The following is a 22289-nucleotide window of genomic DNA, read 5'->3' as shown; positions in this document are numbered from 1 at the left end:
CTCCTCCGCCCGGTACCGGCCGCGAGCATCTGTCCGCGGATCGGGGCTTGCGGCGGCTCAGCCGAGCACCGGCGTGCCGCGCAGGGTCACGCCGGCCTCGCGGAGCATGGCCAGCGCGGCGTCGGTCGTCCCCGGGTCGACCCCGGCGGTCAGGTCGAGCAGCACCGTGGTGGCGAAGCCCTCCCGGGCCGCGTCCAGCGCGGTGGCCCGGACGCAGTGGTCGGTGGCGATCCCGACCACCTCGACGCGGTCGACCGAGCGCCGTCGGAGCCAGTCGGCCAGCCCTTCGGTCCCCTCGGCACCCTCGGTGGTCCCCTCGAACCCGGAGTACGCCGCCGCGAACTCGCCCTTGTGGAACACCGCCTCGACCCGGTCGGTGGCCAGGTCCGGATGGAACCGCGCACCGTCGGTGCCGACCACGCAGTGCTGGGGCCAGGAGGTGGCGTAGTCGGGCGGGTCGCCGAAGTGCCCGCCCGGATCCACGTGGTGGTCCTTGGTCGCCACCACATGTTCCCAGCGGTCCGGTTCGGCGGCGAGCAGCCGGGAGATTCCGGCCGCGACCGCGGCGCCGCCGGTCACGCCGAGGGATCCTCCCTCGCAGAAGTCGTTCTGTACGTCGACAATGATCAATGCTTGACTCATCGTTCCCCTTCCGGTCGGTCGGCGGGGACGACGGTGACCGGGATGGTCGGGTCACCCGCCGAGAGCTTGAGTCCCTCCCAGGGAATGGAGATCAGGCACTGCCGCAGGTGCTCCCGCGACTCGGTCAGGCTCGGCAGCGGCTGCGGCTCGCCGTTCGCGACGTACCGCCGCTGCAGGGCCCGGTCGCCGGGCTGCGGCTCGGGGACACCCTGCGACACCACGACCTCCTCGGTCGCCGTACCGCTGGGCTTGTGCCGCCGCACGGCCACCTTGCGCCCGCCGACGGTCGCCTTGTGCTCGGAGCGCTTGACCACGGACCGGCCGTCCACCTCGACCAGCTTGTAGACCAGCCCGGCGGTCGGGGCGCCGGAGCCGGTCACCACGGCGGTGCCGGCGCCGTACATGTCGACCGGCTCGGCGGCGAGCGCGGCGATGGCGTACTCGTCGAGGTCGCCGGAGACAATGATCTTGGTTTCGGTGGCGCCGAGCGAGTCCAGGAGTTCCCGCGAGTGCTGAGCCAGCACCGCGAGGTCACCGGAGTCGATCCGGATCGCCCGCAGGTCGGGCCCGGCGACCGCGATCGCGTTCCGGATGCCCTGGGCGATGTCGTAGGTGTCGACCAGCAGCGTCGTGCTCTTGCCCTGCGTCGCGACCTGGGAGGCGAACGCGGTCGGCTCGTCGTCGTGCAGCAGCGTGAACGCGTGCGCGGCGGTGCCGGCCGTCGGTATCCGGTAGCGCTTCCCGGCGGCCAGGTTCGACGTGTAGCCGAACCCGGCCAGATAGCTGGCCCGGGCGGCGGCCACCGCCGCCTCCTCGTTGGCCCGCCGGGCACCCATCTCGATCAGCGTACGGCCGCGCGCGGCGGTCACCATCCGGGCCGCCGCGGCCGCGATCGCCGAGTCGTGATTGAGCACCGACAGCGTCAGCGTCTCCAGCAGTACGCACTCGGCGAAGGTGCCGGAGACGGTCAGGATCGGGGAGCCGGGAAAGTAGAGCTCACCCTCGGCGTAGCCGTCGATGTCGCCGCCGAACCGGTAACCGGACAGCCACTCGGCGGTCGACTCGTCGACCACCCCGGTCTCCCGGAGGAAGGTGACGTCCGCCTCGTCGAACCGGAAGTCCGCCAGCAGCTCGACCAGCCGGGTGGTGCCGGCGACCACCCCGTAGCGGCGGCCGGCCGGCAGCCGGCGGGCGAAGACCTCGAAGACACAGTGCCGGTCGGCGGTGCCGTCCCGGAGGGCGGCGCTGACCATGGTCAGCTCGTAGTGGTCGGTGAGCAGCGCGGGGCGGGAACTGTGCACCAGGCCAGCCTAAGCGTGCCGTGCCGCGCCCCGGAGGCAAGGAAGGACCCCCGCTACGACAGAACACGATATTCGGGGGCCCTTCCTTGCCTCCGGCTCAGTGGTCCGGACCGCCTCCGGCTCAGTGGTCCGGGTCGCCGTCCTGCTCCGGTATCGCCTTCAGCGCGGGCCGCAGCTCACCACGGCCGGCCACGCCGAGCTTGTTGTAGACCCGCTGGAGGTGGTTCTCCACCGTGCGGGTGGAGATGTAGAGCTGCTCCGCGATGTTCCGGCTGGCCAGCCCCCGGGCGGCCAGCCGGGCGATCTGCCGCTCCCGCTCGGTCAGCGCCGGCTGCCGCAGCGACAGTGCGGGCGTACGCAGCACGTCGCAGCGCCGCAGCAGCCCGGCGAGCCGCAGGTTCGCCTCGTGTGACCGGTTCGACCGGGCCGCCCGCAGCCGGATCACCGCCCGGCTGGTCGCCTCGGCCGCGAAGACATTGAGGTCGAGTTCGGCGAAGCCCTCCGCGACGGCGAGCAGCTGATCGCCGGAGTGGCCGTACTCGGCCCGGGCGTGCCGGGCCATCAGCGACGGCAGCGGACCGTCGACGCTCTCGCTCAGCTCCGTCAGCCGCTGTGCCACGGTCCGCCGCCGGCCGGTCACGGTCGGCTCGCCGACCTCGATGTCGGCCCGGCCGAACCGGACCAGATCGTGCAGGGCCAGCACCTCGTGCCCGGCGAAACCGTCCGTCTGGAGCCGGTGGACCAGATCGCGCAGCGTGCCGACCGCGGTGGCGAGTTCGCCGGTGGCGGCCTGCACGGTGGCCCGGGCCTGCTCCAGCCAGGGGTAGAGCACGGCCATCCCGGCGGTCTGCGACCGGTCCGACTCCGCCATCGCCTCGACCGCCGACTCGACGTCGCCGCGCATCGCCGCCGCCTGGGCACGCTCGGCGTGCGCCAGCCCGGCGAAGACCCGGCTGGTGGCGAGGACGGCACAGGCGCCGAGGCTGGTCCGCAGCGCCTCGCCGGTCTGGCCGCGCAGCCGGGCGGCCTGGGCACGGAGGATCGAGAGGTAGCCGGAGCCGAGCCGGAAGTCGCCGGCGTCGGCCAGGTCGGCGAACTCGGCGGCGACGATCGCGTCGATCCCGGCCAGGTCGCCGGCGAGCGCCAGCCGGGTGCCCCGGGCCAGCTCCAGCGCGAGTTGCAGGTAGGGCATCTCGGCCCGCCACTGCGCGGCCTCGGCGGCCACCCCGTCGATGGCCCGGCCGCTGAGCGTCAGCTCGCCCCGGGCCGCCTGTAGGTGCGCGATGGTGCACCGGGCCAGGCCACGGGCGGCCACCGTGGCGGCCGGCCGGTCGAGCACCCAGCGGCTCAGCCGCAGCGCCTCGGCACACTCCACCCGGTGCAGTCGCATGATCGCCTCGAAGGCGACCACCCGGGCCCGGTCCGCCGGGTCGGTCAGCCGGGCCGCGTCCGCCGCGATCTGGACCACCGTGGACTCCCGGTCGAGCCCCCAGTACGAGACCATGCCGCGTACGGTCAGCCATCGGCTGCGCCGCTCGTCCGAGGAGATCTGGTCGGCGACCGAGTCGAGCACCCGGATCGCCTCCTCGGCCTGGTCGCTGAACATCAGGATGGTGGCGAGCAGTTCGGCGGCCTGGTAGCCGCCGCCGGCCTCCAGCGCGGCCCGGGCCAGCCGGGCGGCGAGCGGTACGTCGAACTGGCTGAACGCCTGCCCACCGGCGCGCAGCAGTAGCGTCGGGTCCTGCGCGGTGCCGGAGTCGAGCCGCCAGACCGCCACCCGGAGCAGATCGTCGCGGCGCCGGGTGCCGGCCCGCTCGACCAGGTCGGCAAGGTGGGCGTTGAGCCGGCGGGCCCGGGTGACCGGGCAGCGGCGCCGGACCACCTCGCCGTAGAGCGGGTGGGCGAGCCGCACGTCCGAGCGGCGGTCGTGCACGTCGACCCGGATCAGGCCCCGCTCCTCGGCGGTCTCCACGCTGGAGCTGTCGGTCGCCCGGTGCAGCAGGGTCAGTCCGATCGGCTCACCCATGGCGACCAGCTCGACCACCGCGCGTACGCCCGGGTCGAGCTGTCCGATCCGGACGTCGATCAGCTCGTCGAGGCTGGGCGGGAGCTGACTGCGGCCGGTCCACCGCCAGACGCCGTACGTCCGGGTGAGTTCCTCGCTGGCGTGCGCCGCGATGACCAGCTCGCGGAGCATCAGGGCGTTGCCGGCGGAGAGCCGGTACAGCCGGTCCGCCGACGGTGCGTCCATCGGGTCGCCGAGCATCGCGGTGAGCAGGTCGTTGCTGTCGCCCGGCGGGAGCGGCGCCAGTTCGGCGTGGTCGACCAGGTCGTCCGTCCAGAGTGCGCGGATCGGCAGCGGTACCGCCTCGCCACTGCGCAGCGTGCCGAGCACCGTCGCGTTGTCGGAGCGCGCGATCAGGTAGACCAGGGCGGCCGAGGAGGGGTCGAGCAGGTGCGCGTCGTCGATGCCGATCACGATCCGCCGGCCCGCCGCCTGCTGGTGCAGGGCATCGACGGCCCAGCGCATGATGCCGGCCGGGGAGAGGCCGGCGGGCTGGTCGGCCGGGAGGACCTGGGCGAGCCCGCCGAACGGTATCCCGGCGGTGGCGATGTTGGCGGAGGCGGACCAGACGGCGCAGCCGTGCGCCGGCAGCGCCGCGAGCGCCTCGCTGAGCAGGCGGCTCTTGCCGACTCCGGCGGTGCCGCTGAAGAATATTCCTCGACTTCCCGGGCTGGTGGCGGCGCTCACCAACCGGCTGAGTTCATCCGTTCGACCAACGAAGCTCCACCGCCCCATCGGGGCAGCATATAGACCGGGTGCCATCCGCGCGCGCCTGGTGACTGAATGAATTTGAGTAGCTTGTCGGGCATCCATGAGTATCGTTGGTGCTCGTAGCGTGTGGGCATCGACACGTAGCGTTCCGATATTCGGCGGACCCGGCCAGCGCCACCGGTCGGGTCTTGCCAACGGCAGCGGCCCCGACCGGAGCGTTCCGGCCAGGTTGGAGGTGCAGACAGCGATGGAGTTCCGGTCGCTTCCCGTCCCCGGGCCGCCGGGAACGCCCGGTGCCCGGACAACCCGTCGTAGGGCGGGCGACGGACCCGCACTGGTCGAGCCGCCACCCGACGAACCGCTCGCCGTGATCACGATCGGGCCGTCCGCAGGGAACCGCCGGGCCGTACTCGCCGGACTGCTCGGCGCGGCCGCGCCGCCACTGCGGGTGCCGGCGGGCAGCTTCCTGGTGGTCGACTACGCGCCCTCCGTCGGCGGCGCCGCCTACGTGCCCGGGCTGCGCTCCTCCCGGGAGTACCGGCCGGAGCCGGTCGGTGCCGGTCCGGCCCTGGCCCGCCCGCCGCGCCGGGTCGAGCTGACCGTGCCCGCCCCGCTGCTGCGGCACTTCGCCCTGGTCGACGCGCCGGACACCGGCACGCTCGGCGTGGCCGGCGTCCGGGTGGTCCGCGACGCCGTGCGACGGGGCGGCGCGCTGCTCTATGTACTCCCGGACGACCAGCCGGTCGCCGCCGCCGAACTGGACCTGCTCGCCGAGGTGGCGGAGGAGGCCGCCGTCTTCCTGGTCGGCATGCCGGGCGCCGGCGCCGGCCCACCCGCGTGTCCGGGCGCCGAGGCCGGCTGGCCCGGCGGTCCGGGCACCCCCGCCGGGTTCGCCGCGCCCACCGCCACCGGTTTCGTCGGACCCGGCCACGACGGCGAGGGACCGGCGCCCGACGGGTCGCCGGCAGGCTGGCTGGAGGCGCGCCGGGCCGGCCTGGTCGCCGCGGTGCCCGCGCTCGGCGGGGTGGACTGGATCGACCTCGACCCGGCCGCGGCCGACACCGCCTACCTGCGCCGGGCCCTGATCGACTGGGCCGCTGCCGAAGGGCTTCGCCGGGCCAGCCTCGTCTCGCCGGTCGCGCCCGGGGCAACCCGGACGGTTCCGGTCGCGCCGGCCGCCCGGACCTCCGGCTGGGCCGACCGGCTGGAGCGGCGCTCCCGGGGCCTGGCCCACCAGCTCCGCAAGGACATCGCGCTGGAGATCGCCGCCATCCACCTGCGCTGCGTGCGGGGGGTCGTCGGCAGCGCCGGCGTACCGGGGCTGCCCGGACTGCTCGACCGGGAGGTCGAGGCGCTGTCGCTGGAGGTGGTGGCGGCCTGCGACGCGGGCGTGGACAAGATGCTGGTCGAGTCGCTCGCCCTGGTCTTCGGCGAGGTGCCGGACGAGGGCGTACGGCTGCGCGCCGCCGCCGCGGTCGGCTGGGGACTCGCCGCCGACCGCTCCGCCCGGGACTTCGACCGGGTCCTGCTGATCCGGGAGACCGGCGAGGTCGAGACGGTGCACGGGCTGGGCGCGGTCGGCGCGCTCGCCGGCTATCCCTGCGGTACCGGCGGGGCGATCCTGCCGCCGCTCGGGGTCGGCCTCTCCGGCGGCTGCTACCAGTACTGGCGCAACCCGTTCCGGGCGGATCCGAGCCAGGCCCGGTCCTGGCTGGGCCGGACACTGCGGGAGACCGAGGTGGAGCTGTGCCGCGAAGTGTCCCGGCGGTTCGAGGCGGTCGCCGCCTCGCTGGCCGACGTGCTGGCCGAGGCGGTCCGGCACGGCCGTCTGCTCGCCTGAAGGGGCCCGGTTCGCACCCCGGCGGCGTTCCGGTTCCTCGCAACGCCTCCGGCGGTGGCACGATGGGGGGCATGGCGGCTCCACAGGTTGCACCGGTCGACGCGCCGGACACCGAAGAGGTGCCGGTCGCCGACCGGGCATGGGTGACGATCGTCTGGGACGACCCGGTCAACCTGATGACATACGTGACCTGGGTGTTTCAAAAACTCTTCGGTTACAGTCACGAGAAGGCCGAGAAGCTGATGCTCGACGTGCACCACAAGGGCAAGGCGGTGGTCTCCAGCGGCGCCCGCGAGCGGATGGAGCACGACGCGTCCCAACTGCACGCGTACGGGCTGTGGGCGACGGTGGACCAGGCGTGAGTACGTTCCGTCGACAGGGCGAGCACTGCGTCGCCACCTTCGCCGCCGACGAGGTGCGGGTGCTCCGCAAGGTCGCCTCCGAGGTGGTCGGCCTGCTCACCGACGGCTTCGACCACTCCGACCCGGTCGTCGGGCGACTGTTCCCGGACACCTATCCGGACAGTCCGGGTGATTCGGCCGACCTCCGGCGGTACACCGAGGGCGATCTGAAGACGGGCAAGATCGATCAGGCGGGCGCGGTACTCGCGGCGCTGCCCCCGGTGACCGGTGGCGAGGTACGGCTCGACGCGGAGGCGGCGGAGGCGTGGCTGCGTGCCCTCAACGACGCCCGGCTGGCCATGGGCGTACGCCTGGAGATCTCCGCCGACACCGACCTCGGCGACGAGCTGGACGACGCGGTGCTGCACGACCCCACCTCGACCCGGGTCTTCCAGCTCTCCATCTACGCCTATCTGGGCTATCTCCAGGAGTCGTTGCTCCGCGCGCTGGTCGAGGGCAGGCTCGCACACTGACCGCCCGACCGGTCTTCCCCGCCCGACCGGTCTTCCCCGCCCGACCGGTCTTCCCCGCCGGGCGGCTCCTCCCCGCCGGGCGGCGGCTCCCGCGGCCGACACCGGCGTGCCGCCGGGACCGACGGCGCTCACCGCAATGTTCTGCGGGCGACTTCACCGCAGACGTCTGGTTTGGGCGCTTCTGTGCGGGCTGGCGCCGCCGGCCAGGCGGGACGGGTGAGGTCGGCCACTCCCGCCGGCCGAGACCGACCGCTCCGGGTCGGCCCGAGAGGCGGTAGGCTGGGCGCGTGCTGAGTATCGACCGGTCGATAGTCGACGCGATCGTCGCGCACGCCCGTCGGGACCACCCCGACGAGGCGTGTGGCGTGGTCGCCGGCCCGGCCGGCACCGACACCCCGACCCGGCACATCCCGATGGTGAACGCCGCGCGGTCCATGACGTTCTACGAGTTCGACTCGATGGAGCAGTTGCGGCTCTGGCGGGAGATGGACGATCGCGACGAGGAGCCGGTGGTGATCTACCACTCGCACACCTCGACCGAGGCCTACCCGTCCCGCACCGACATCTCCTTCGCCGGAGAGCCGGGCGCGCACTATCTGCTCGTCTCCACCCGTGACCCGGAGACCGAGGAGATCCGTTCGTTCCGGATCGTGGACGGGGTGGTGACCGAGGAGCCGATCCGGGTCGTCGACGCCACGGTGGACCCGAACGCCGTGCAGTCGTACATGTTCGGGCAGAGCCCGGCGACGGTCGACTACGAGTGTTCCGGCCGCTGACTTCCACAACTCAGCAGCCGTTGTCGTAGTCCGTTCCCCAGTCCGTCGTTTCCCAAGGAGCACGCAATCATGGCCATCGAGGTTCGCATCCCCACCATCCTGCGCAGCTACACCGGCGGCGCCAAGGTCGTCGAGGGGTCCGGCGACTCCCTCAACGAACTCCTGTCCGACCTGGACGGCAAGTATTCCGGCCTGCGCGGCCGGCTGGTCACCGAGCAGGGCGCGCTGCACCGCTTCGTCAACGTCTACGTCAACGACGAGGACGTCCGGTTCCTCGGTGCGCTGGACGCCAAGCTCTCCGACGGGGACACCGTGACCATCCTGCCGGCCGTGGCCGGCGGCGCGTTCGGCTTCGCGGCGGCAGCCGCGATCATCGGGCACAGCGCGGCGGCAGCCGCGATCGTCGGGCACAGCGCGGCGGCAGCGGCGCCAGGGCACGGCAGGTCGGTGCCGGCCCCGTCCGCCGCCCGCTGAGGAGGCCGCCATGACGCGGTACGAGAGCCTGCTCGACGCGTGCGGCGGTACTCCGCTGGTGGGGCTGCCCCGCCTCTCGCCGACGGTGCCCGACGGGGCACCGCCGGTGCGGCTCTGGGCGAAGCTGGAGGACCGGAACCCGACCGGCAGCATCAAGGACCGGCCGGCGATGTTCATGGTCCGCGAGGCCGAGCGGGCCGGCCGGCTCCGGCCGGGTGACACCATCCTCGAACCGACCAGCGGAAACACCGGGATCTCGCTGGCCATGGTGGCGAAGCTCCGGGGGTACCGGCTGGTCTGTGTGATGCCGGAGAACGTCTCGGCGGAGCGGGTGCAACTGCTCCGGATGTACGGTGCCGAGATCATCTTCTCGCCGGCCGCCGGCGGCTCGAACCAGGCGGTGGCGACCGCCAAGCAGATCGCCGCCGACCACCCGGACTGGGTGATGCTCTACCAGTACGGCAACCAGGGCAACGCGCGGGCGCACTATGAGACCACCGGTCCGGAGCTGTTGCACGACCTGCCGACGATCACGCACTTCGTCGCCGGGCTGGGCACCACCGGCACGCTGATGGGGACCGGGCGCTACCTGCGGGAGAAAATCGACGAGATCGAGATCGTCGCCGCCGAGCCCCGGTACGGCGAACTGGTCTACGGGCTGCGCAACATCGACGAGGGCTACGTCCCGGAGCTGTACGACGCCCAGGTGCTGACCCGGCGCTTCTCGGTCGGTACCCGGGACGCGGTGCTGCGTACCCGGCAGCTCGTCGAGGTGGAGGGGATCTTCGCCGGGTTCTCCACCGGGGCGATCCTGCATGCCGCGCTCGCCGTGGCGCACGAGGCGGTCAAGGCCGGCCGGCGGGCCGACGTCGCGTTCGTGGTCGCCGACGGCGGCTGGAAGTACCTGTCGACCGGTGCGTACGGCGGCACCCTCGCCGACGCCGAGAACGCCCTGGACGGTCAGCTCTGGGCCTGACGGCGGACCCGCCGGCCGGTTGCAGGGTGCACCGTTCCGGCCCGGCGGGAGGCGGGTGCCGACATGACCGCAGAAGGTGACGGAACGTAACGCTCGGGCCGTTTGCGGCGTCTGGCCCTTACCGGGCCGGGTCGCCCAGACCGGTTGTCACGTTGGCGACAACAGTCCGCAGATCTTTCTTGTGCCCAGGTGTCGCGGCGTAGGCTGCGCACCGTGACAGACCATCCGGCATTGATCGTTCACGCGTTGGTCGGCGGGCTGTCCGTGACCATCTGTAATGGCGGGGCAACCTGATGCGACTGACGATCCTCGGCTGTGCGGGCAGTTTCCCGGGGCCCGAGTCGGCCTGTTCGGCCTATCTGGTCGAGGCCGACGGCTTCCGGTTGCTGCTCGACTTCGGCTCGGGCTCGCTCTCCGCCCTGCAGCGGTACGTCGGGTTGAAGGCGCTCGACGCGATTCTCCTGACCCACCTGCACGGCGACCACATCCTCGACGCGGTCCCGTACATCGTGGTGCGGCGGTACGCACCGGACGGTCCCTATCCGCCGCTGCCGGTGTACGCCCCGAGCGGGGCGCCGGAACGGCTCGCCAACGCGTACAGCCTGGACGAGGGGACGCTCGACGACGTCTACACCTTCTACGGCCTGCAGCCCGGGACCTTCCCAATCGGGCCGTTCTCGGTCACCGTGGACCGGGTCAACCATCCGGTGGAGACCTACGGGGTACGGCTGGAGCACGGTGGCCGGTCGCTCTGCTACTCCTCGGACACCGCCCCCTGCGAGTCGCTGCTCCGACTGGCCCACCGCGCCGACCTGTTCCTCTGCGAGGCGAGTTATCTGGACGGGGTGGAGAACCCGCCCGACCTGCATCTGACCGGGCGGGAGGCGGGCGAGATCGCCACGAAGGCGGAGGTGGGGCGGCTGCTCCTCACCCACCTGGTCGCCGCCTGGGGCAGCGAGGCGGTGACCCACGAGGCGGCGCTCTCCGCCTTCGCCGGCCCGGTCGAGATCGTCCGGCCCGGCGCCCGGTACGAGGTGTAGCCCGGCCGCGGGACACCCTCGGGCGGCGCGATCGGGCGAGCACATAGGCTGCGGGGATGGCGCGACCTGACGGGCGGCGGCCCGACCAACTTCGACCGGTGACCCTTACCCGACGCTGGAGCGTCCATCCGGAGGGGTCCGTCCTCGTCGAGTTCGGCGATACCCGGGTGCTCTGCACGGCGAGTGTCACCGAGGGGGTGCCGCGCTGGCGCAAGGGCTCCGGCCTGGGCTGGGTCACCGCGGAGTACTCGATGCTGCCCCGGTCGACCACCACCCGCTCGGACCGGGAGAGCGTACGAGGGAAGATCGGCGGGCGTACCCACGAGATCTCCCGGCTGATCGGGCGGAGCCTGCGGGCCTGCATGGACCTCAAGGCGCTCGGCGAGAACTCGGTCGTGCTGGACTGTGACGTGTTGCAGGCCGACGGCGGCACCCGGACCGCCGCGATCACCGGGGCGTACGTGGCCCTGCACGACGCGGTGAACTGGTTGGCCGAGCGGAAGGCGCTGGCCGGCAAGCCGGCGAAGGTGATGCACCGGTCGGTGGCGGCGGTCAGCGTCGGCGTGGTGGAGGGCGAGCCGCGCCTCGACCTGAACTACCTTGAGGACGTGGCGGCCGAGGTGGACATGAACGTGGTCTGTACCGGTACCGGGGACTTCGTCGAGGTGCAGGGGACCGGCGAGGCCGGCGTCTTCGCCCGCGAGCAGCTCGACGCGCTGCTCGACCTCGGTGTGCTCGGCTGTGCCGAGTTGACCGACGCCCAGCGGAAGGCGCTGGCGGAATGACCCGGGTGCTGCTGGCGACCCGCAACGCCAAGAAGCTCACCGAGCTCCAGCGGATCCTCGACCACTCCCTCGGCGTGCAGCGCATCCAACTCGTCGGGCTGGCCGACGTCGCGCAGTACCAGGAGGTCCCGGAGACCGGGCTGACCTTCGGGGAGAACGCGCTGCTCAAGGCGCGCGAGGGTGTCAAGTGGAGCAACCTGCCGACGATCGCCGACGACTCGGGGCTGGCGGTCGACGCCCTGAACGGCATGCCCGGGGTGTTCAGCGCCCGCTGGTCGGGCGGGCACGGCGACGACCGGGCCAACCTGGAACTCGTGCTGGCGCAGATCGCGGACGTACCGGACGAGCACCGGGGCGCCGCCTTCGTCTGCGCGGCGGCCCTGGTGCTGCCGGGCGGCAAGGAGCACCTGATCGAGGGCCGTCAGCCCGGACGGCTGCTGCGGGCGCCCCGTGGCGACGGCGGCTTCGGCTACGACCCGATCTTCCTCGCCGACGGGCAGGACCGGACGAACGCCGAACTCTCCCCGGAGGAGAAGGACGCGATCAGCCACCGGGGCAAGGCGCTGCGGGCGTTGGCGAAGGTGGTCGCCAGGGTGCTACCGCCGGCATAGCGGGTTGGGCGCCGCCGGCACAGCGGGTTCGGTGCCGGTTGCCGGGTCAGCGGCTCCAGCCGGGGTCGCGGCCGACGACGCCGAGGATCCGGTCCAGGGTCGGCGCGGTGGCCGGCACCTCGACCTCGGGCCCGTAGACGCCCATCTGCCGGCCCTGCTCGGCGGTCTTCACCACCTCGTCGTGCACGTAGCCGAGCAGCTCGTCGTCCCACCTCGGCTGCTGGCCGGTCGCCCGCGCCAGGTCCCAGGCGTGCACCACCAGTTCGGTCACGATCATCCCGCCGACCAGCGCGGCCGGCAGCTCGGTCGGGCCGCCCATGTGCGTGGTGCCGGTCCAGGCGCCCGGCTCGGCCCAGGTGTCGGCGATCCGCTGCACCCCGGCCGTCAGCTCGGCCGCCCAGTCGCCGCCGGTCAGGTCCAGCTCCGCCTCGCTGCCGGCCGGCGGCGGTACGGTCTCCTTCCGCCCGGCACCCTCCAGCGACGGACCCCAGAACAGCAGGTGGTTGACCAGCTTTCGAACGTCGTACTCGGCACACGGGGTGGGGTTGTCGAGCTGGTCGGGTGTGATGTCCCGGATGATCTCGACGAGCGGTGTGGCCGCCCGGGCCACCAACTGTGCATCAGCCATGTCGGCAAGCAAATCACGAGGTGGGACGGCCGTCTTGAACGAACGCGACATAATCTGGCGGGCGTGACCAGGGACGTACGCGAGCTCGGCGGGGCGTGGACCAGACACCAGCGACACGCCTTCGCGGCCCCCTCGGCCGACCTCGCCCGGTACGTCGAGCGCTACTGGATCGTCTCCTGGGAGTACGCCGAGCCGTACCGCCAGCTGATCGTGCCGTATCCGAACGTGCACCTGACGTTCCGTGGCGGTCGCGGGATCGTGACCGGCGTCAGCAGCGGACACCAGGTCAGGATCCTGGCCGGCGTCGACGGGATCTTCGGGGTGGCGTTCCGGCCGGGCTGCTTCCGGCCGTTCCTGGGCGCGCCCGTCTCGACGATCACCGACCGGTCGATCGACGCGGCGGAGGTCTTCCCGGGCGCCCTGCCCGATCCGCTCGACCTGCCGACGGTGGAGGACTACCTGCGCCGCCGCCTGCCCGAGCCCGACCCCCGGGCGGAGGAGGTGGCCGCGATCGTCGCGAGGATCGCCGACAGTCCGGGCCTCAACCGGGTGGACGCGCTCGCCGACGACCTCGGCCTGGGCGTACGCGGGTTGCAACGGCTGTTCGCCGAGTACGTCGGCATCGGGCCGAAGTGGGTGATCCGGCGCTACCGGCTGCGCGAGGTGACCGAGCGGCTCGGCCGGGGTGAACCGGTCGACTGGGCCGTGCTCGCCGCCGAACTCGGCTACGCCGACCAGGCGCACTTCACCCGGGACTTCCGGAAGATGTTCGGCGAGCCGCCGACCCGGTACGCCGAGCGGTACTGAATGGCGGGGGCCGGCCGGTGTTCCGCCGCCCCCGGACCGGCCACCCCCGGCTACGGTTCCGGGCCGAAGGCGGCGGCGAGGCGGTGGATCCCCTCGTCGATGTCGGCCAGCGCGATGCCGCCGTACCCGATGACCAGGCCGGCCTGTCCGGGCCGCTCGCCGCAGTAGCTGGCCAGGCTCTCCACCGCGACGCCGGTCTCGCGGGCCCGTGCCGCCACCGCGCAGAGGTCATCGGTGCTGCCGGGCGCGAGCCGGGCGGCGAGGTGAAGGCCGGCGGCCGAGGGCACCGGGTGGAGCCGCTCGCCGAGGTGTGTGGCCAGCGCGGCGAGGATGCGTCGGTGGCGCGCGGCGTACTCCCGGCTGGTCCGGCGGATGTGCCGGGCCAGCAGTCCCTCGTCGATGAATTCGGCCAGCGCGCCCTGGGTGGTCAGGTCGCCGTGCCAGTCGCTGAGCTGCCGCGCGGTGCGCAGCGCGGGTCGTAGCGAGGCCGGCGAGACCAGGAACCCGACCCGCAGCATCGGCAGCAGGGTCTTGGAGAACGACCCGACGTAGATCACCCGGCCGCGTCGGTCGAGGCTCTGCAGCGGTTCCAGCGGGCGGCCGGCGAACCGGTACTCGCTGTCGTAGTCGTCCTCGACCACCACCGCGCCGTGCCGCTCCGCCCAGTCCAGCAGGGCGGTGCGGCGGGCCAGCGACATCGGTACGCCGAGCGGGAACTGGTGGGACGGGGTGACGTAGATCAGCCGGCTGTCGGCCGGCAGCGCGGCGACGACGAGCCCTTCCGCGTCGACCGGCACCCCGCTCACCCGGGCGCCGTGGGTCTGGAACAGGCGGCGTGCCGGTGGATAGCCCGGTTCCTCCACCGCCACCCGGTCACCCGGCTCGATCAGTACCCGACCGACCAGGTCGAGCGCCTGCTGAGCGCCCTGGGTGACCAGGACGTCGCCGGTGCCGGCCCGCACCGACCGGGAGACGCCGAGGTGTCGGGCGAGCGCCGCGCGCAGCCCGGGGTGTCCGGCCGGCTCGGTGTTGGCCGGGCACCGGACGGTCGCGGCCCGCAGCTGGCGGGTGACGAGCCGGCGCCAGACCTCCAGGGGGAACAGCGCCGGGTCGGGGGCGCCGACCCGGAAGTCGTACCTCAGGGTGCCGGCCCGGGGGACCTCCGGGACGGAGTCCCAGACGGGACGGGGGCGGACACCTCGGCCGACCGGGGCGGTCCGGGGGCGCGCCTCGCCGATCAGCCGACGGTCACCGACGTACGTCCCGGAGCCGACCCGGCCGACCAGGAAGCCCTCCGAGGTGAGCCGGTCGTACGCCGTCGCCACCGTGTTGCGGGCGACGCCGAGCCGCTCCGCCAACTCGCGGGTGGGCGGCAGCCGCTCCCCGGGCCGCAGCCGCGCGTCGAGCACGGCCTCCCGCAACTGCCGGTAGATCTGGGTCGTCAGGTCGCCCCGGCCGGTCAGCCGGATATGGAGTTCCATGTCTCCTCGATTGGCCCAATCAAGTTGCTGAGAATTGGAGCTTACATGGTGCCAATATCTCACCTAACGTCACAGGTGGCAGTGGAAGAACCTCCGAAGGGAAAACCTCCGATGACGCCGACCCCCGTCGACATGTGGTTCGACCCGATCTGCCCGTGGGCCTGGATCACCTCCCGCTGGCTGCTGGAGGTGCAACAGGTGCGGGAGATCGAGGTGCGGTTCCACGTGATGAGCCTGTCTGTCCTCAACGAGGGCCGGACCGATCTGCCGCAGCGGTACCGGGACCTCTTCGAGATCGGGTGGGGCCCGGTCCGGGTGGCGATCGCCGCCGAGCGCAAGTACGGCGCGGAGGTGCTGGGTCCGCTCTACACCGCGCTCGGCACCCGGCACCATCACGATCGGGTGCCGATCGGGCGGGACCTGTACGTCGCCGCACTCGCCGAGGTCGGCCTCGGGGTCGAACTCGCCGACGCCGCCGACTCGACCGAGTACGACGAGGAACTCCGGCGTAGCCACCTGGCCGGGATGGAGCCGGTCGGGGAGGAGGTCGGCACGCCGGTGGTTCACGTACCCGGGCCGGACGGCCGGCCGATCGCGTTCTTCGGGCCGGTGGTGACGCCGATCCCGCGCGGCGCGGCGGCCGGCCGGCTCTGGGACGGTGTGCTGCTGGTGGCCGGGACGGACGGCTTCTTCGAACTCAAGCGGACCCGCAACCGGGATCCGGAATTCCACTGAGGAGAGTACGGTGACGAAGCGCGGTTGGCTGCTGTTCGCCTCGATGAGTGTCATCTGGGGCATCCCATATCTGTTGATCAAGGTGGCGGTCGAGGGCGGCATTCCGGTGCCGGTGCTGGTCTTCGTCCGGACGGCGGTCGGTGCCGTCGTGCTGCTGCCGCTGGCCCTGCGGGGAGTCGGGAAACTACGCCGGCACTGGCGACCGCTGGCCGCCTTCGCGGCGCTTGAGATCATGATCCCGTGGTGGCTGCTGGCCGACGCCGAACGGCAGCTCAGCAGTTCGATGACGGGTCTGCTGATCGCCGCTTCGCCGATCATCGCCGTGTTGGTCGGGCGGCTCGCCGGTGACGTCGAGCGGCTCGGCGGACCGCGCTTGGCGGGTCTGGGTCTCGGGCTCGCCGGGGTGGTGGTGCTGGCCGCGCCCGGGCTGCGCGGTGGAGACCTGCGCTCGATCGCCGAGGTGCTGCTCGTCGCCGTCTGCTACGCGATCGCCCCGATGATCCTGGCGCGGCGACTGGCCGACGTACCGGTGCTGCCGTTGACCGCCGTCTGCCTCGGCGGGGCCGCGCTGGTGTACACCGTCCCGGCCGCGTTGGCCTGGCCGGCGACGCTGCCCACCGGCCGGGTCCTGGCCGCCCTCGCCGGGTTGGCCGTGGTCTGTACGGCGGTGGCGTTCGTCGTCTTCGCCGCGCTGATCCGCGAGGTCGGCGCCAGCCGGGCGCTGGTCTTCACGTACGTGAACCCGGCGGTGGCGGTCACGGCGGGGGTGCTGGTGCTCGACGAGCCGTTCACCGTCCCGGTCGTCGCCGCGTTCACCCTGATCCTCGGCGGCTCGGTGCTGGCGACCAGACGCGGATCGAACACTCCGGCCACGCCCACCGCGCCGGCCGCGCCCACCGCGCCGGCCGGAGCTGCTACCGCTCCGGCCGCGGCGACCACCGTGCCGGCCGCGGCGACCACCGGGTCGCGCCGGTTCACCGCGCCGGGCACGCCCGCGACAGGGTCATCGGAGCTGGTCGGCGCGGTGGCGGTGGACGGCGTCGCGGTCGGCCTCAGCCCTCGACCGGAGCGAACGTAGGTCCGTCCGCCGGGTCGACATCGGCCGGGTTGAGCGGTGGCGAGATGTCGACCCGGCCCGTGAACGTCGTCGGGTAACCCATGCCGGAGGGTCTACCCCAGGGGTCCGACCTCTTTCTCGATCGCCGCGCGCAACTCCGGACCGGCGACCACCGCGCGGGCCGCCTCCATCGCAGGGGCGAGGAAGATGTCCGGCCCCGGCTCGCCGAGCACGTCCCGCAGCGCCGCCACCGCCGCCCGGCCGGCCGGGGACGGGGCGAGCGGGGCCCGCAACTGCAACCCGCGTACCCCGGCGATCAGCTCGACCGCGAGCACGCTGGTCAGGTTCTCCAGCACCGTACGCAGCTTCTTGGTTGCCGCCCAGCCCATCGAGACGTGGTCCTCCTGCATGCCGCTGGTCGGCAGCGAATCGACCGAGGCGGGTGCGGCGAGTCGCCGGTTCTCCGCGACGATGCCGGCGGCGGTGTACTGGGCGATCATCAGCCCGGAGTTGACCCCGGCGTCGGGGGAGAGGAACGCCGGCAGGTCCCGGGAGCGGGTGACGTCGAGCAGCCGGTCGACCCGGCGCTCGGCGATCGCCCCGACCTCGCCGGCGGCGATGGCCAGGTAGTCGGCGGCGAAGCCGAGCGGGGCGCCGTGGAAGTTGCCGGTCGACTCGACCCTGCCGTCCGGCAGCACCACCGGGTTGTCCACCACCGAGCGCAGTTCCCGGCCGGCGACCTGCTCGACGAAGGCGAGGGTGTCCCGGGCAGCCCCGGCGACCTGCGGGGCGCAACGCATCGAGTACGCGTCCTGGACGGCGTGGGACAGGTCGTCCCGATGTGAGTCCATGATGGACGACCCCTGGAGCAGTCGGTGGATGTTGGCCGCCGAGATCCCCTGCCCCGGATGCGGACGGATCGCGTGCAGCTCCGGCAGGAACGGCCGATCCGAACCGAGCATCGCCTCGATGGCGAGCGCCGCCGTCACGTCCGCCATAGTGAGGAGGTGACGCGCGTCGACGATCGCCAGCAGCAGCATCCCGAGCATCCCGTCGGTGCCGTTGACCAGCGCCAGCCCCTCCTTGGCGGCGAGCGTCACCGGGCGCAGCCCGGCCGCCCGCAGCGCCGCCGCCGCGTCCTGCCGCTCGCCGTCCGGGCCGAGCACCCAGCCCTCGCCGAGCAGCACCAGCGCGCAGTGCGCCAGTGGGGCGAGGTCGCCGGAGGCGCCGAGCGAGCCGTGTTCCGGCACCCACGGGGTGATGTCGGCGTTGAGCAGGTCGGCGAGCCCTCGGGCCAGCTCGGGGCGTACCCCGGAGTGGCCGAGTGCCAGCGAGCGGATCCGCAGCAGCATCATCGCCCGGACCACCTCGCGGGGCATCGGGGCGCCCACCCCGGCGGCGTGCGAGCGGATCAGCGCGTGCTGCAACTCGGCCCGCCGCTGCGGCGCGACGAAGGTGTTGGCGAGGGCGCCGAACCCGGTCGAGACGCCGTAGACCGGGCGTCCGGTCTGCTCGATCCGGTCCACGATCGCCCGGCTGGCCGCCATGGCGTCCAGGGTGGACGGATCAAGGACGACGGTGGCGTCGCCCCGGGCCACCGCCAGCACGTCGGCCGGGGAGACACCGGTGGGCTGGACGACGACGGGTCGGGTCATGGTTGACATTGCGGCACTCCGTTGTGCAGGACCTGGCTGATCAGTGGAACCCCCGGCCGGTAGGCCAGGTGCAGGTAGGAGGGGGCGTCGAGGATGCTCAGGTCGGCCGGTACGCCCGGCCGGAGTACTCCGGCGTCAGCGCGGCGCAGCGCCCGGGCGCCACCGGCGGTGGCCGCCCAGACCGCCTCCGCCGGGGTCATGCCCATCTCCCGGACCGCGAGCGCGATGCAGAACGGCATCGACGAGGTGTACGACGACCCGGGGTTGCAGTCCGTCGCCAGCGCCACGGTCACCCCCGCGTCGAGCAGTCGCCGGCCGTCCGGGTACGGCGACCGGGTGGAGAACTCCGCCCCGGGCAGCAGCGTCGCCACCGTCTCCGACATCGCCAGCATCTCGACGTCGATATCGGACAGGTGGGTGCAGTGGTCGACACTTGCCGCGCCCAGCTCCACCCCGAGCTGTATCCCCGGCCCGGGGCCGAGCTGGTTGGCGTGCACCCGGACGCCCAGTCCGGCGGCCTGCCCGACGGTGAGGATCGCCCGCGCGTGGTCGGCGTCGAAGGCCCCCCGCTCGCAGAAGACGTCGATCCACTTCGCGTACGGCAACGCGGCCCGGAGCATCGGCCCGCAGACCAGTCCGACGTAGTCGTCCGGCCGGTCCGCGTACTCCGGCGGCACCACGTGGGCACCGAGGAACGTGGTCTCGGCGGTGAACTCGGCGGCGATCCGCAACGAGCGGGCCTCGTCGGCGACGGTGAGGCCGTACCCACTCTTGATCTCGATCGTGGTGGTGCCCTGCCGGACCGCCTCGGCGCGCAGCCGCCCGACGGTGTCCCGGAGGAGGTCGTCGTCGGCGGCCCGGGTGGCGGCGACGGTGGTCCGGATGCCGCCCCCGGTGTACGGCTCGCCGGCCATCCGGGCGGCGAACTCGGCGGCCCGGTCACCGGCGAAGACCAGGTGGGCGTGGCTGTCCACGAATCCGGGCAGCACCGCGGCGCCGTCGGCGTCGATCCGCCGGTCGGCTGCCGGGGCGTACCGGGCCGGGCCGATCCAGGCCACCTCGCCCTCCTCGACCAGCAGCGCGGCCTTGCGGCGGATGCCGAGCGGCCCGCCCTCGCCGATCCCGGTGTTGGTGACCAACTCGCCGATGTTGTCGACCAACAGGTTCACGGGGTCACCATCCCGGTCAGCGGGTTCGCGGCGTCGCCGCTCGTGATCAGCGGGCTCGCGGCGTCGCCGCCCGCGGTCAACGGGTTCATCGGGTCACCGCCGCGATCGCGGCCGCCAGCTCGGCCGGCACGTCGAACCGGACGTGCCGGCCCTCCCGGACCACCGCCCGGCCGTCGGCCAGCACGTCGGTCACGTCGACGGCGCCGGCCGCGAAGAAGACCCCGGCCGGCGGCACCCCGGCGGTCCGGGCGCTGTCCAGCCGGATGGTGACCAGGTCGGCCCGGTCGCCGCGCTCCAGCCGGCCGGCGTCCGGCCAGCCCAGCGTGGCGTGCCCGTCCTCGGTCGCGGCGCGCAGCAACTCGACCGGGGTGAAGTGCCCCCGGGCCAGGGTGGCAAGCCGCAGGTTCAGCTCCACCGCCCGGGCCTCCTCGAAGAGGTCGAGCACGGCGTGGCTGTCGCTGCCGAGGCCGATCGGGCTGCCCTCGTCGGCCAGCTCCCGGATCGGCCCCACTCCGTCGGCCAGGTCCCGCTCGGTGGTCGGGCAGGCGCAGATCCCGGTACCGCTGATCCCGAGCGCCCGGACGTCGCTCTCGGTCAGATGCGTGGCGTGCACCGCCGTGGTGGCCGGGCCGAGCACGTCGGCCTCGGCCAGCAGCGCGGTCGGGCCCTTCCCGTGGTACGCCAGGCACGCCTCGTTCTCGGCCGGCTGCTCCGACAGGTGCAGGTGCAGCGGTGCGGCGCGCTCGCGGGCCCAGCCGGCCACCTCGGCGAGCTGGTCGGCGGGTACCGCCCGGACCGAGTGGATCGCGGCACCGACCAGGGCATGCGTGCCGGCCGGGGTGAACGCGCCGGCCCGCCGCGCCCAGCCCGCCGCGTCGCCGTCACCGAACCGCAGTTGCGGGCCGGCCAGCGGCGCACCGTCCACGGTGGCGGTCAGGTAACAGGTGTCCAGCAGGGTGAGCCGGATCCCGGCCTGGGCGGCGGCCTCGACCAGTGCCGCCTTCATCACGTTCGGATCGGCGTACCGGACGCCCTCCGGGGCGTGATGCAGGTAGTGGAACTCGCCGACGCAGGTGATCCCGGCGAGCGCCATCTCGGCATACGTGGCCCGGGCCAGCGCCAGGTACCGCTCCGGGTCGAGCCGGTCGGCGACCTCGTACATCTGCCGGCGCCAGTCCCAGAAGTCGCCCCGGCCGCCCTGGCCGCGCCCGCGCAGTGCCCGATGGAACGCGTGCGAGTGGGCGTTGGCCAGCCCCGGCAGGGTCAGTCCGGGCAGCCGCCGGGCGTCCGGCGGCGGCACCGGCACCCCGGCAGTGACCGTGCCGAAACGGTCGTCGACCACCTCGATCAGCACGTCGGCGTCGGGCTCCGGACGGTCCGGCAGCCAGGCGTACTCGGCGTGGTAGCGCGCCGGATCGGTGCCGATCATCCGGCGGCCAGGTGGTCGAGCAGGTCGGCCAGCCGGCGTACGCCCTCGACACAGTCGTCGTCGGTGGCCGCCTCGGCGGGGGAGTGCGACACCCCGGTCGGGTTCCGCACGAAGAGCATCGCGGTCGGCACGTGTTCGGCCAGGATCCCGGCGTCGTGCCCGGCGGCGGTCGGCAGCACCGGTACGCCGTCGGCCAGCACCTGGCGGAACACCTCGACCAGTCCGCCGTCGAACTCGACCGGTGGGCTGAACGACTCCCGGGTGACGGACAGGCTGGTACCGTCCCGGATGGCCCGGTCGGCGGCCTTGGCCCGTACCCCCTCGACCAGTGCCTCCAGGGTGCCGGCGTCGGCGGCCCGGGCGTCCAGCCAGCCGCGGACCCGGGCCGGGACCGCGTTGGTGGCGTTCGGTTCCACCTCGACCCGGCCGATCGTGGCGTGCGCGCCGCGCAGCCGGGCCTCCTTGTTCGCGGCGAGCACGGCGAAGGCGTAGCTGAGCATCGGGTCACGCCGGTCGGTCATCCGGGTCGTGCCGGCGTGGTTGGCCTCGCCGGTGAAGTCCAGCCGCCAGCGGCCGTGCGGCCAGATCCCGCTGGCCACCCCGACCGGTGCGCCGAGGTCGACCAGGGCCCGGCCCTGCTCGATGTGCAGCTCGACGAAGGCGCCGACCCGGCCCAGCAGCTCCGGTCGGGCTCCCGCCGGCCGGCTGCCCAGCGCCTCGGCCAGGGTGACGCCGTCGGCGTCGGTCAGCGCCGCCGCCCGCTCCGGATCGAGCGCCCCGGTGAGCAGCCGGGAGCCGAGACAGGGTACGCCGAACCGCGAACCCTCCTCCTCGGCGAACGCCACCACCCCGACCGGACGGCGGAACTGGCGACCCTCCCGTTGGAGTGCCCGGACCGCCAGCAGGGCGCTGACGATGCCGAGCGGGCCGTCGTATCCGCCGCCGTACGGGACGGAGTCGAAGTGGCTGCCGAGCAGTACGGCGTCACCCCGCTCGGGCGGCGGCCCGTACCAGGCGATCAGGTTGCCGTTGCCGTCCGCCTCGATCGCGTGCGCCCCGTCGGCCTCGGCGACGCCCCGGAACCACCGCTCCAGCTCCCGTACCGGCTCGGTGAAGCCGTACCGGAGATAGCCACCGGTTCCCGGATCGCGTCCGATCGGCGCGATCTCCGCCCAGAGCTGCGGGAAAGGAGGGGGGCCTTCTACACCAGAATCCGATGACAAGGGGCCCTTC

At 73.3% G+C, this 22289-nt stretch carries 21 protein-coding genes; 12 read left to right on the top strand and 9 right to left on the bottom strand.

Annotated features, from left to right (window positions below):
• Nucleotides 1-57: 57 nt before the first annotated feature.
• The 3 genes from ABNF97_RS30110 to ABNF97_RS30100 form a co-directional block, all read right to left on the bottom strand.
• A complete protein-coding gene (locus ABNF97_RS30110; protein WP_130464623.1) occupies nucleotides 58-642 on the bottom strand; it encodes an isochorismatase family protein in 585 nt (194 codons plus the stop codon).
• Nucleotides 639-1943 carry a nicotinate phosphoribosyltransferase gene (locus ABNF97_RS30105; RefSeq protein ID WP_130464622.1) on the bottom strand — a complete coding sequence of 435 codons (1305 nt, stop codon included), beginning with the start codon at nucleotides 1941-1943 and terminating at the stop codon, nucleotides 639-641. Before ABNF97_RS30105 ends, ABNF97_RS30110 begins: the two co-directional genes overlap by 4 nt.
• Before the next feature lie 121 nt (nucleotides 1944-2064).
• Nucleotides 2065-4743 (bottom strand): LuxR C-terminal-related transcriptional regulator, encoded by a 2679-nt coding sequence (locus ABNF97_RS30100; protein ID WP_130464621.1) that lies wholly within the window; start codon nucleotides 4741-4743, stop codon nucleotides 2065-2067.
• 223 nt (nucleotides 4744-4966) lie between these two features.
• Here ABNF97_RS30100 and ABNF97_RS30095 point away from each other — a divergent pair, with 223 nt between their 5' ends.
• From ABNF97_RS30095 to rdgB, 9 genes are all read left to right on the top strand, one after another.
• Nucleotides 4967-6559 carry a hypothetical protein gene (locus ABNF97_RS30095; RefSeq protein ID WP_130464620.1) on the top strand — a complete coding sequence of 531 codons (1593 nt, stop codon included), beginning with the start codon at nucleotides 4967-4969 and terminating at the stop codon, nucleotides 6557-6559.
• 71 nt (nucleotides 6560-6630) lie between these two features.
• A complete protein-coding gene (clpS, locus tag ABNF97_RS30090; protein WP_130464619.1) occupies nucleotides 6631-6921 on the top strand; it encodes an ATP-dependent Clp protease adapter ClpS in 291 nt (96 codons plus the stop codon).
• Nucleotides 6897-7433, top strand: a complete 537-nt coding sequence (locus ABNF97_RS30085) for a DUF2017 family protein (protein ID WP_207230622.1) — start codon at nucleotides 6897-6899, stop codon at nucleotides 7431-7433. Before clpS ends, ABNF97_RS30085 begins: the two co-directional genes overlap by 25 nt.
• A gap of 287 nt (nucleotides 7434-7720) precedes the next feature.
• Nucleotides 7721-8209, top strand: a complete 489-nt coding sequence (locus ABNF97_RS30080; protein WP_130464617.1) for a Mov34/MPN/PAD-1 family protein — start codon at nucleotides 7721-7723, stop codon at nucleotides 8207-8209.
• A gap of 69 nt (nucleotides 8210-8278) precedes the next feature.
• A complete protein-coding gene (locus ABNF97_RS30075) occupies nucleotides 8279-8683 on the top strand; it encodes a MoaD/ThiS family protein (protein ID WP_349340591.1) in 405 nt (134 codons plus the stop codon).
• Between the two features lie 10 nt (nucleotides 8684-8693).
• On the top strand, nucleotides 8694-9659 hold the full coding sequence (locus ABNF97_RS30070; protein WP_130464615.1) for a pyridoxal-phosphate dependent enzyme: 966 nt from the start codon (nucleotides 8694-8696) through the stop codon (nucleotides 9657-9659).
• 293 nt (nucleotides 9660-9952) lie between these two features.
• On the top strand, nucleotides 9953-10699 hold the full coding sequence (locus tag ABNF97_RS30065) for an MBL fold metallo-hydrolase (RefSeq protein ID WP_130464614.1): 747 nt from the start codon (nucleotides 9953-9955) through the stop codon (nucleotides 10697-10699).
• Between the two features lie 56 nt (nucleotides 10700-10755).
• Nucleotides 10756-11484: a ribonuclease PH gene (gene rph, locus ABNF97_RS30060; protein WP_130464613.1), complete on the top strand. Its 729-nt coding sequence runs from the start codon at nucleotides 10756-10758 to the stop codon at nucleotides 11482-11484.
• Nucleotides 11481-12095 (top strand): RdgB/HAM1 family non-canonical purine NTP pyrophosphatase, encoded by a 615-nt coding sequence (rdgB, locus tag ABNF97_RS30055; protein WP_130464612.1) that lies wholly within the window; start codon nucleotides 11481-11483, stop codon nucleotides 12093-12095. The genes rph and rdgB overlap by 4 nt, the downstream gene beginning before the upstream one ends.
• 46 nt (nucleotides 12096-12141) lie before the next feature.
• On the opposite strand, the gene ABNF97_RS30050 is transcribed toward rdgB, so the two are convergent.
• On the bottom strand, nucleotides 12142-12723 hold the full coding sequence (locus ABNF97_RS30050; protein ID WP_349340590.1) for a TIGR03086 family metal-binding protein: 582 nt from the start codon (nucleotides 12721-12723) through the stop codon (nucleotides 12142-12144).
• Between the two features lie 63 nt (nucleotides 12724-12786).
• On the opposite strand from ABNF97_RS30050, the gene ABNF97_RS30045 reads away from it, so the two are divergent.
• Nucleotides 12787-13530 carry a DUF6597 domain-containing transcriptional factor gene (locus tag ABNF97_RS30045; RefSeq protein WP_349340589.1) on the top strand — a complete coding sequence of 248 codons (744 nt, stop codon included), beginning with the start codon at nucleotides 12787-12789 and terminating at the stop codon, nucleotides 13528-13530.
• A gap of 50 nt (nucleotides 13531-13580) precedes the next feature.
• Here the strand turns inward: ABNF97_RS30045 and pdxR are convergent, their stop codons facing one another.
• Nucleotides 13581-15011: a MocR-like pyridoxine biosynthesis transcription factor PdxR gene (gene pdxR / locus ABNF97_RS30040; RefSeq protein WP_130464609.1), complete on the bottom strand. Its 1431-nt coding sequence runs from the start codon at nucleotides 15009-15011 to the stop codon at nucleotides 13581-13583.
• Nucleotides 15012-15122: 111 nt separating this feature from the next.
• On the opposite strand from pdxR, the gene ABNF97_RS30035 reads away from it, so the two are divergent.
• The gene (locus ABNF97_RS30035; RefSeq protein ID WP_130464608.1) at nucleotides 15123-15746 is read left to right on the top strand and encodes a mycothiol-dependent nitroreductase Rv2466c family protein; all 624 of its coding nucleotides are present in this window, start codon (nucleotides 15123-15125) and stop codon (nucleotides 15744-15746) included.
• Nucleotides 15747-15756: 10 nt separating this feature from the next.
• Nucleotides 15757-16824, top strand: coding sequence for a DMT family transporter (locus tag ABNF97_RS30030; protein WP_349340588.1), 1068 nt, complete (start codon nucleotides 15757-15759; stop codon nucleotides 16822-16824).
• Between the two features lie 92 nt (nucleotides 16825-16916).
• On the opposite strand, the gene hutH is transcribed toward ABNF97_RS30030, so the two are convergent.
• From hutH to ABNF97_RS30010, 4 genes are all read right to left on the bottom strand, one after another.
• Entirely contained in the window at nucleotides 16917-18458 is a 1542-nt protein-coding gene (gene hutH, locus ABNF97_RS30025) for a histidine ammonia-lyase (protein WP_502930567.1), read from the bottom strand.
• Nucleotides 18455-19627 (bottom strand): imidazolonepropionase, encoded by a 1173-nt coding sequence (gene hutI, locus ABNF97_RS30020; protein WP_349340586.1) that lies wholly within the window; start codon nucleotides 19625-19627, stop codon nucleotides 18455-18457. Before hutI ends, hutH begins: the two co-directional genes overlap by 4 nt.
• An 85-nt stretch (nucleotides 19628-19712) precedes the next feature.
• A complete protein-coding gene (locus ABNF97_RS30015; RefSeq protein ID WP_349340585.1) occupies nucleotides 19713-21056 on the bottom strand; it encodes a formimidoylglutamate deiminase in 1344 nt (447 codons plus the stop codon).
• The gene (locus ABNF97_RS30010; RefSeq protein ID WP_349340584.1) at nucleotides 21053-22279 is read right to left on the bottom strand and encodes an allantoate amidohydrolase; all 1227 of its coding nucleotides are present in this window, start codon (nucleotides 22277-22279) and stop codon (nucleotides 21053-21055) included. Before ABNF97_RS30010 ends, ABNF97_RS30015 begins: the two co-directional genes overlap by 4 nt.
• Nucleotides 22280-22289 lie beyond the last annotated feature (10 nt).

It is taken from the genome of Plantactinospora sp. B6F1 (assembly GCF_040120695.1).
Taxonomy (GTDB): Bacteria; Actinomycetota; Actinomycetes; order Mycobacteriales; family Micromonosporaceae; genus Plantactinospora.
The sequence above is the reverse complement of the archived record's forward strand: the minus strand, read 5'-3'. Positions and strand labels throughout refer to the sequence as shown.

Coding starts and splice junctions, on each gene's coding strand:
- ABNF97_RS30110 (WP_130464623.1), bottom strand. CDS start 642: ATGAGTCAAGCATTGATCATTGTCGACGTACAGAACGACTTCTGCGAG.
- ABNF97_RS30100 (WP_130464621.1), bottom strand. CDS start 4,743: ATGGGGCGGTGGAGCTTCGTTGGTCGAACGGATGAACTCAGCCGGTTG.
- ABNF97_RS30095 (WP_130464620.1), top strand. CDS start 4,967: ATGGAGTTCCGGTCGCTTCCCGTCCCCGGGCCGCCGGGAACGCCCGGT.
- clpS (WP_130464619.1), top strand. CDS start 6,631: ATGGCGGCTCCACAGGTTGCACCGGTCGACGCGCCGGACACCGAAGAG.
- ABNF97_RS30075 (WP_349340591.1), top strand. CDS start 8,279: ATGGCCATCGAGGTTCGCATCCCCACCATCCTGCGCAGCTACACCGGC.
- ABNF97_RS30070 (WP_130464615.1), top strand. CDS start 8,694: ATGACGCGGTACGAGAGCCTGCTCGACGCGTGCGGCGGTACTCCGCTG.
- ABNF97_RS30065 (WP_130464614.1), top strand. CDS start 9,953: ATGCGACTGACGATCCTCGGCTGTGCGGGCAGTTTCCCGGGGCCCGAG.
- rph (WP_130464613.1), top strand. CDS start 10,756: ATGGCGCGACCTGACGGGCGGCGGCCCGACCAACTTCGACCGGTGACC.
- rdgB (WP_130464612.1), top strand. CDS start 11,481: ATGACCCGGGTGCTGCTGGCGACCCGCAACGCCAAGAAGCTCACCGAG.
- ABNF97_RS30050 (WP_349340590.1), bottom strand. CDS start 12,723: ATGGCTGATGCACAGTTGGTGGCCCGGGCGGCCACACCGCTCGTCGAG.
- pdxR (WP_130464609.1), bottom strand. CDS start 15,011: ATGGAACTCCATATCCGGCTGACCGGCCGGGGCGACCTGACGACCCAG.
- ABNF97_RS30035 (WP_130464608.1), top strand. CDS start 15,123: ATGACGCCGACCCCCGTCGACATGTGGTTCGACCCGATCTGCCCGTGG.
- hutH (WP_502930567.1), bottom strand. CDS start 18,458: ATGACCCGACCCGTCGTCGTCCAGCCCACCGGTGTCTCCCCGGCCGAC.
- ABNF97_RS30015 (WP_349340585.1), bottom strand. CDS start 21,056: ATGATCGGCACCGATCCGGCGCGCTACCACGCCGAGTACGCCTGGCTG.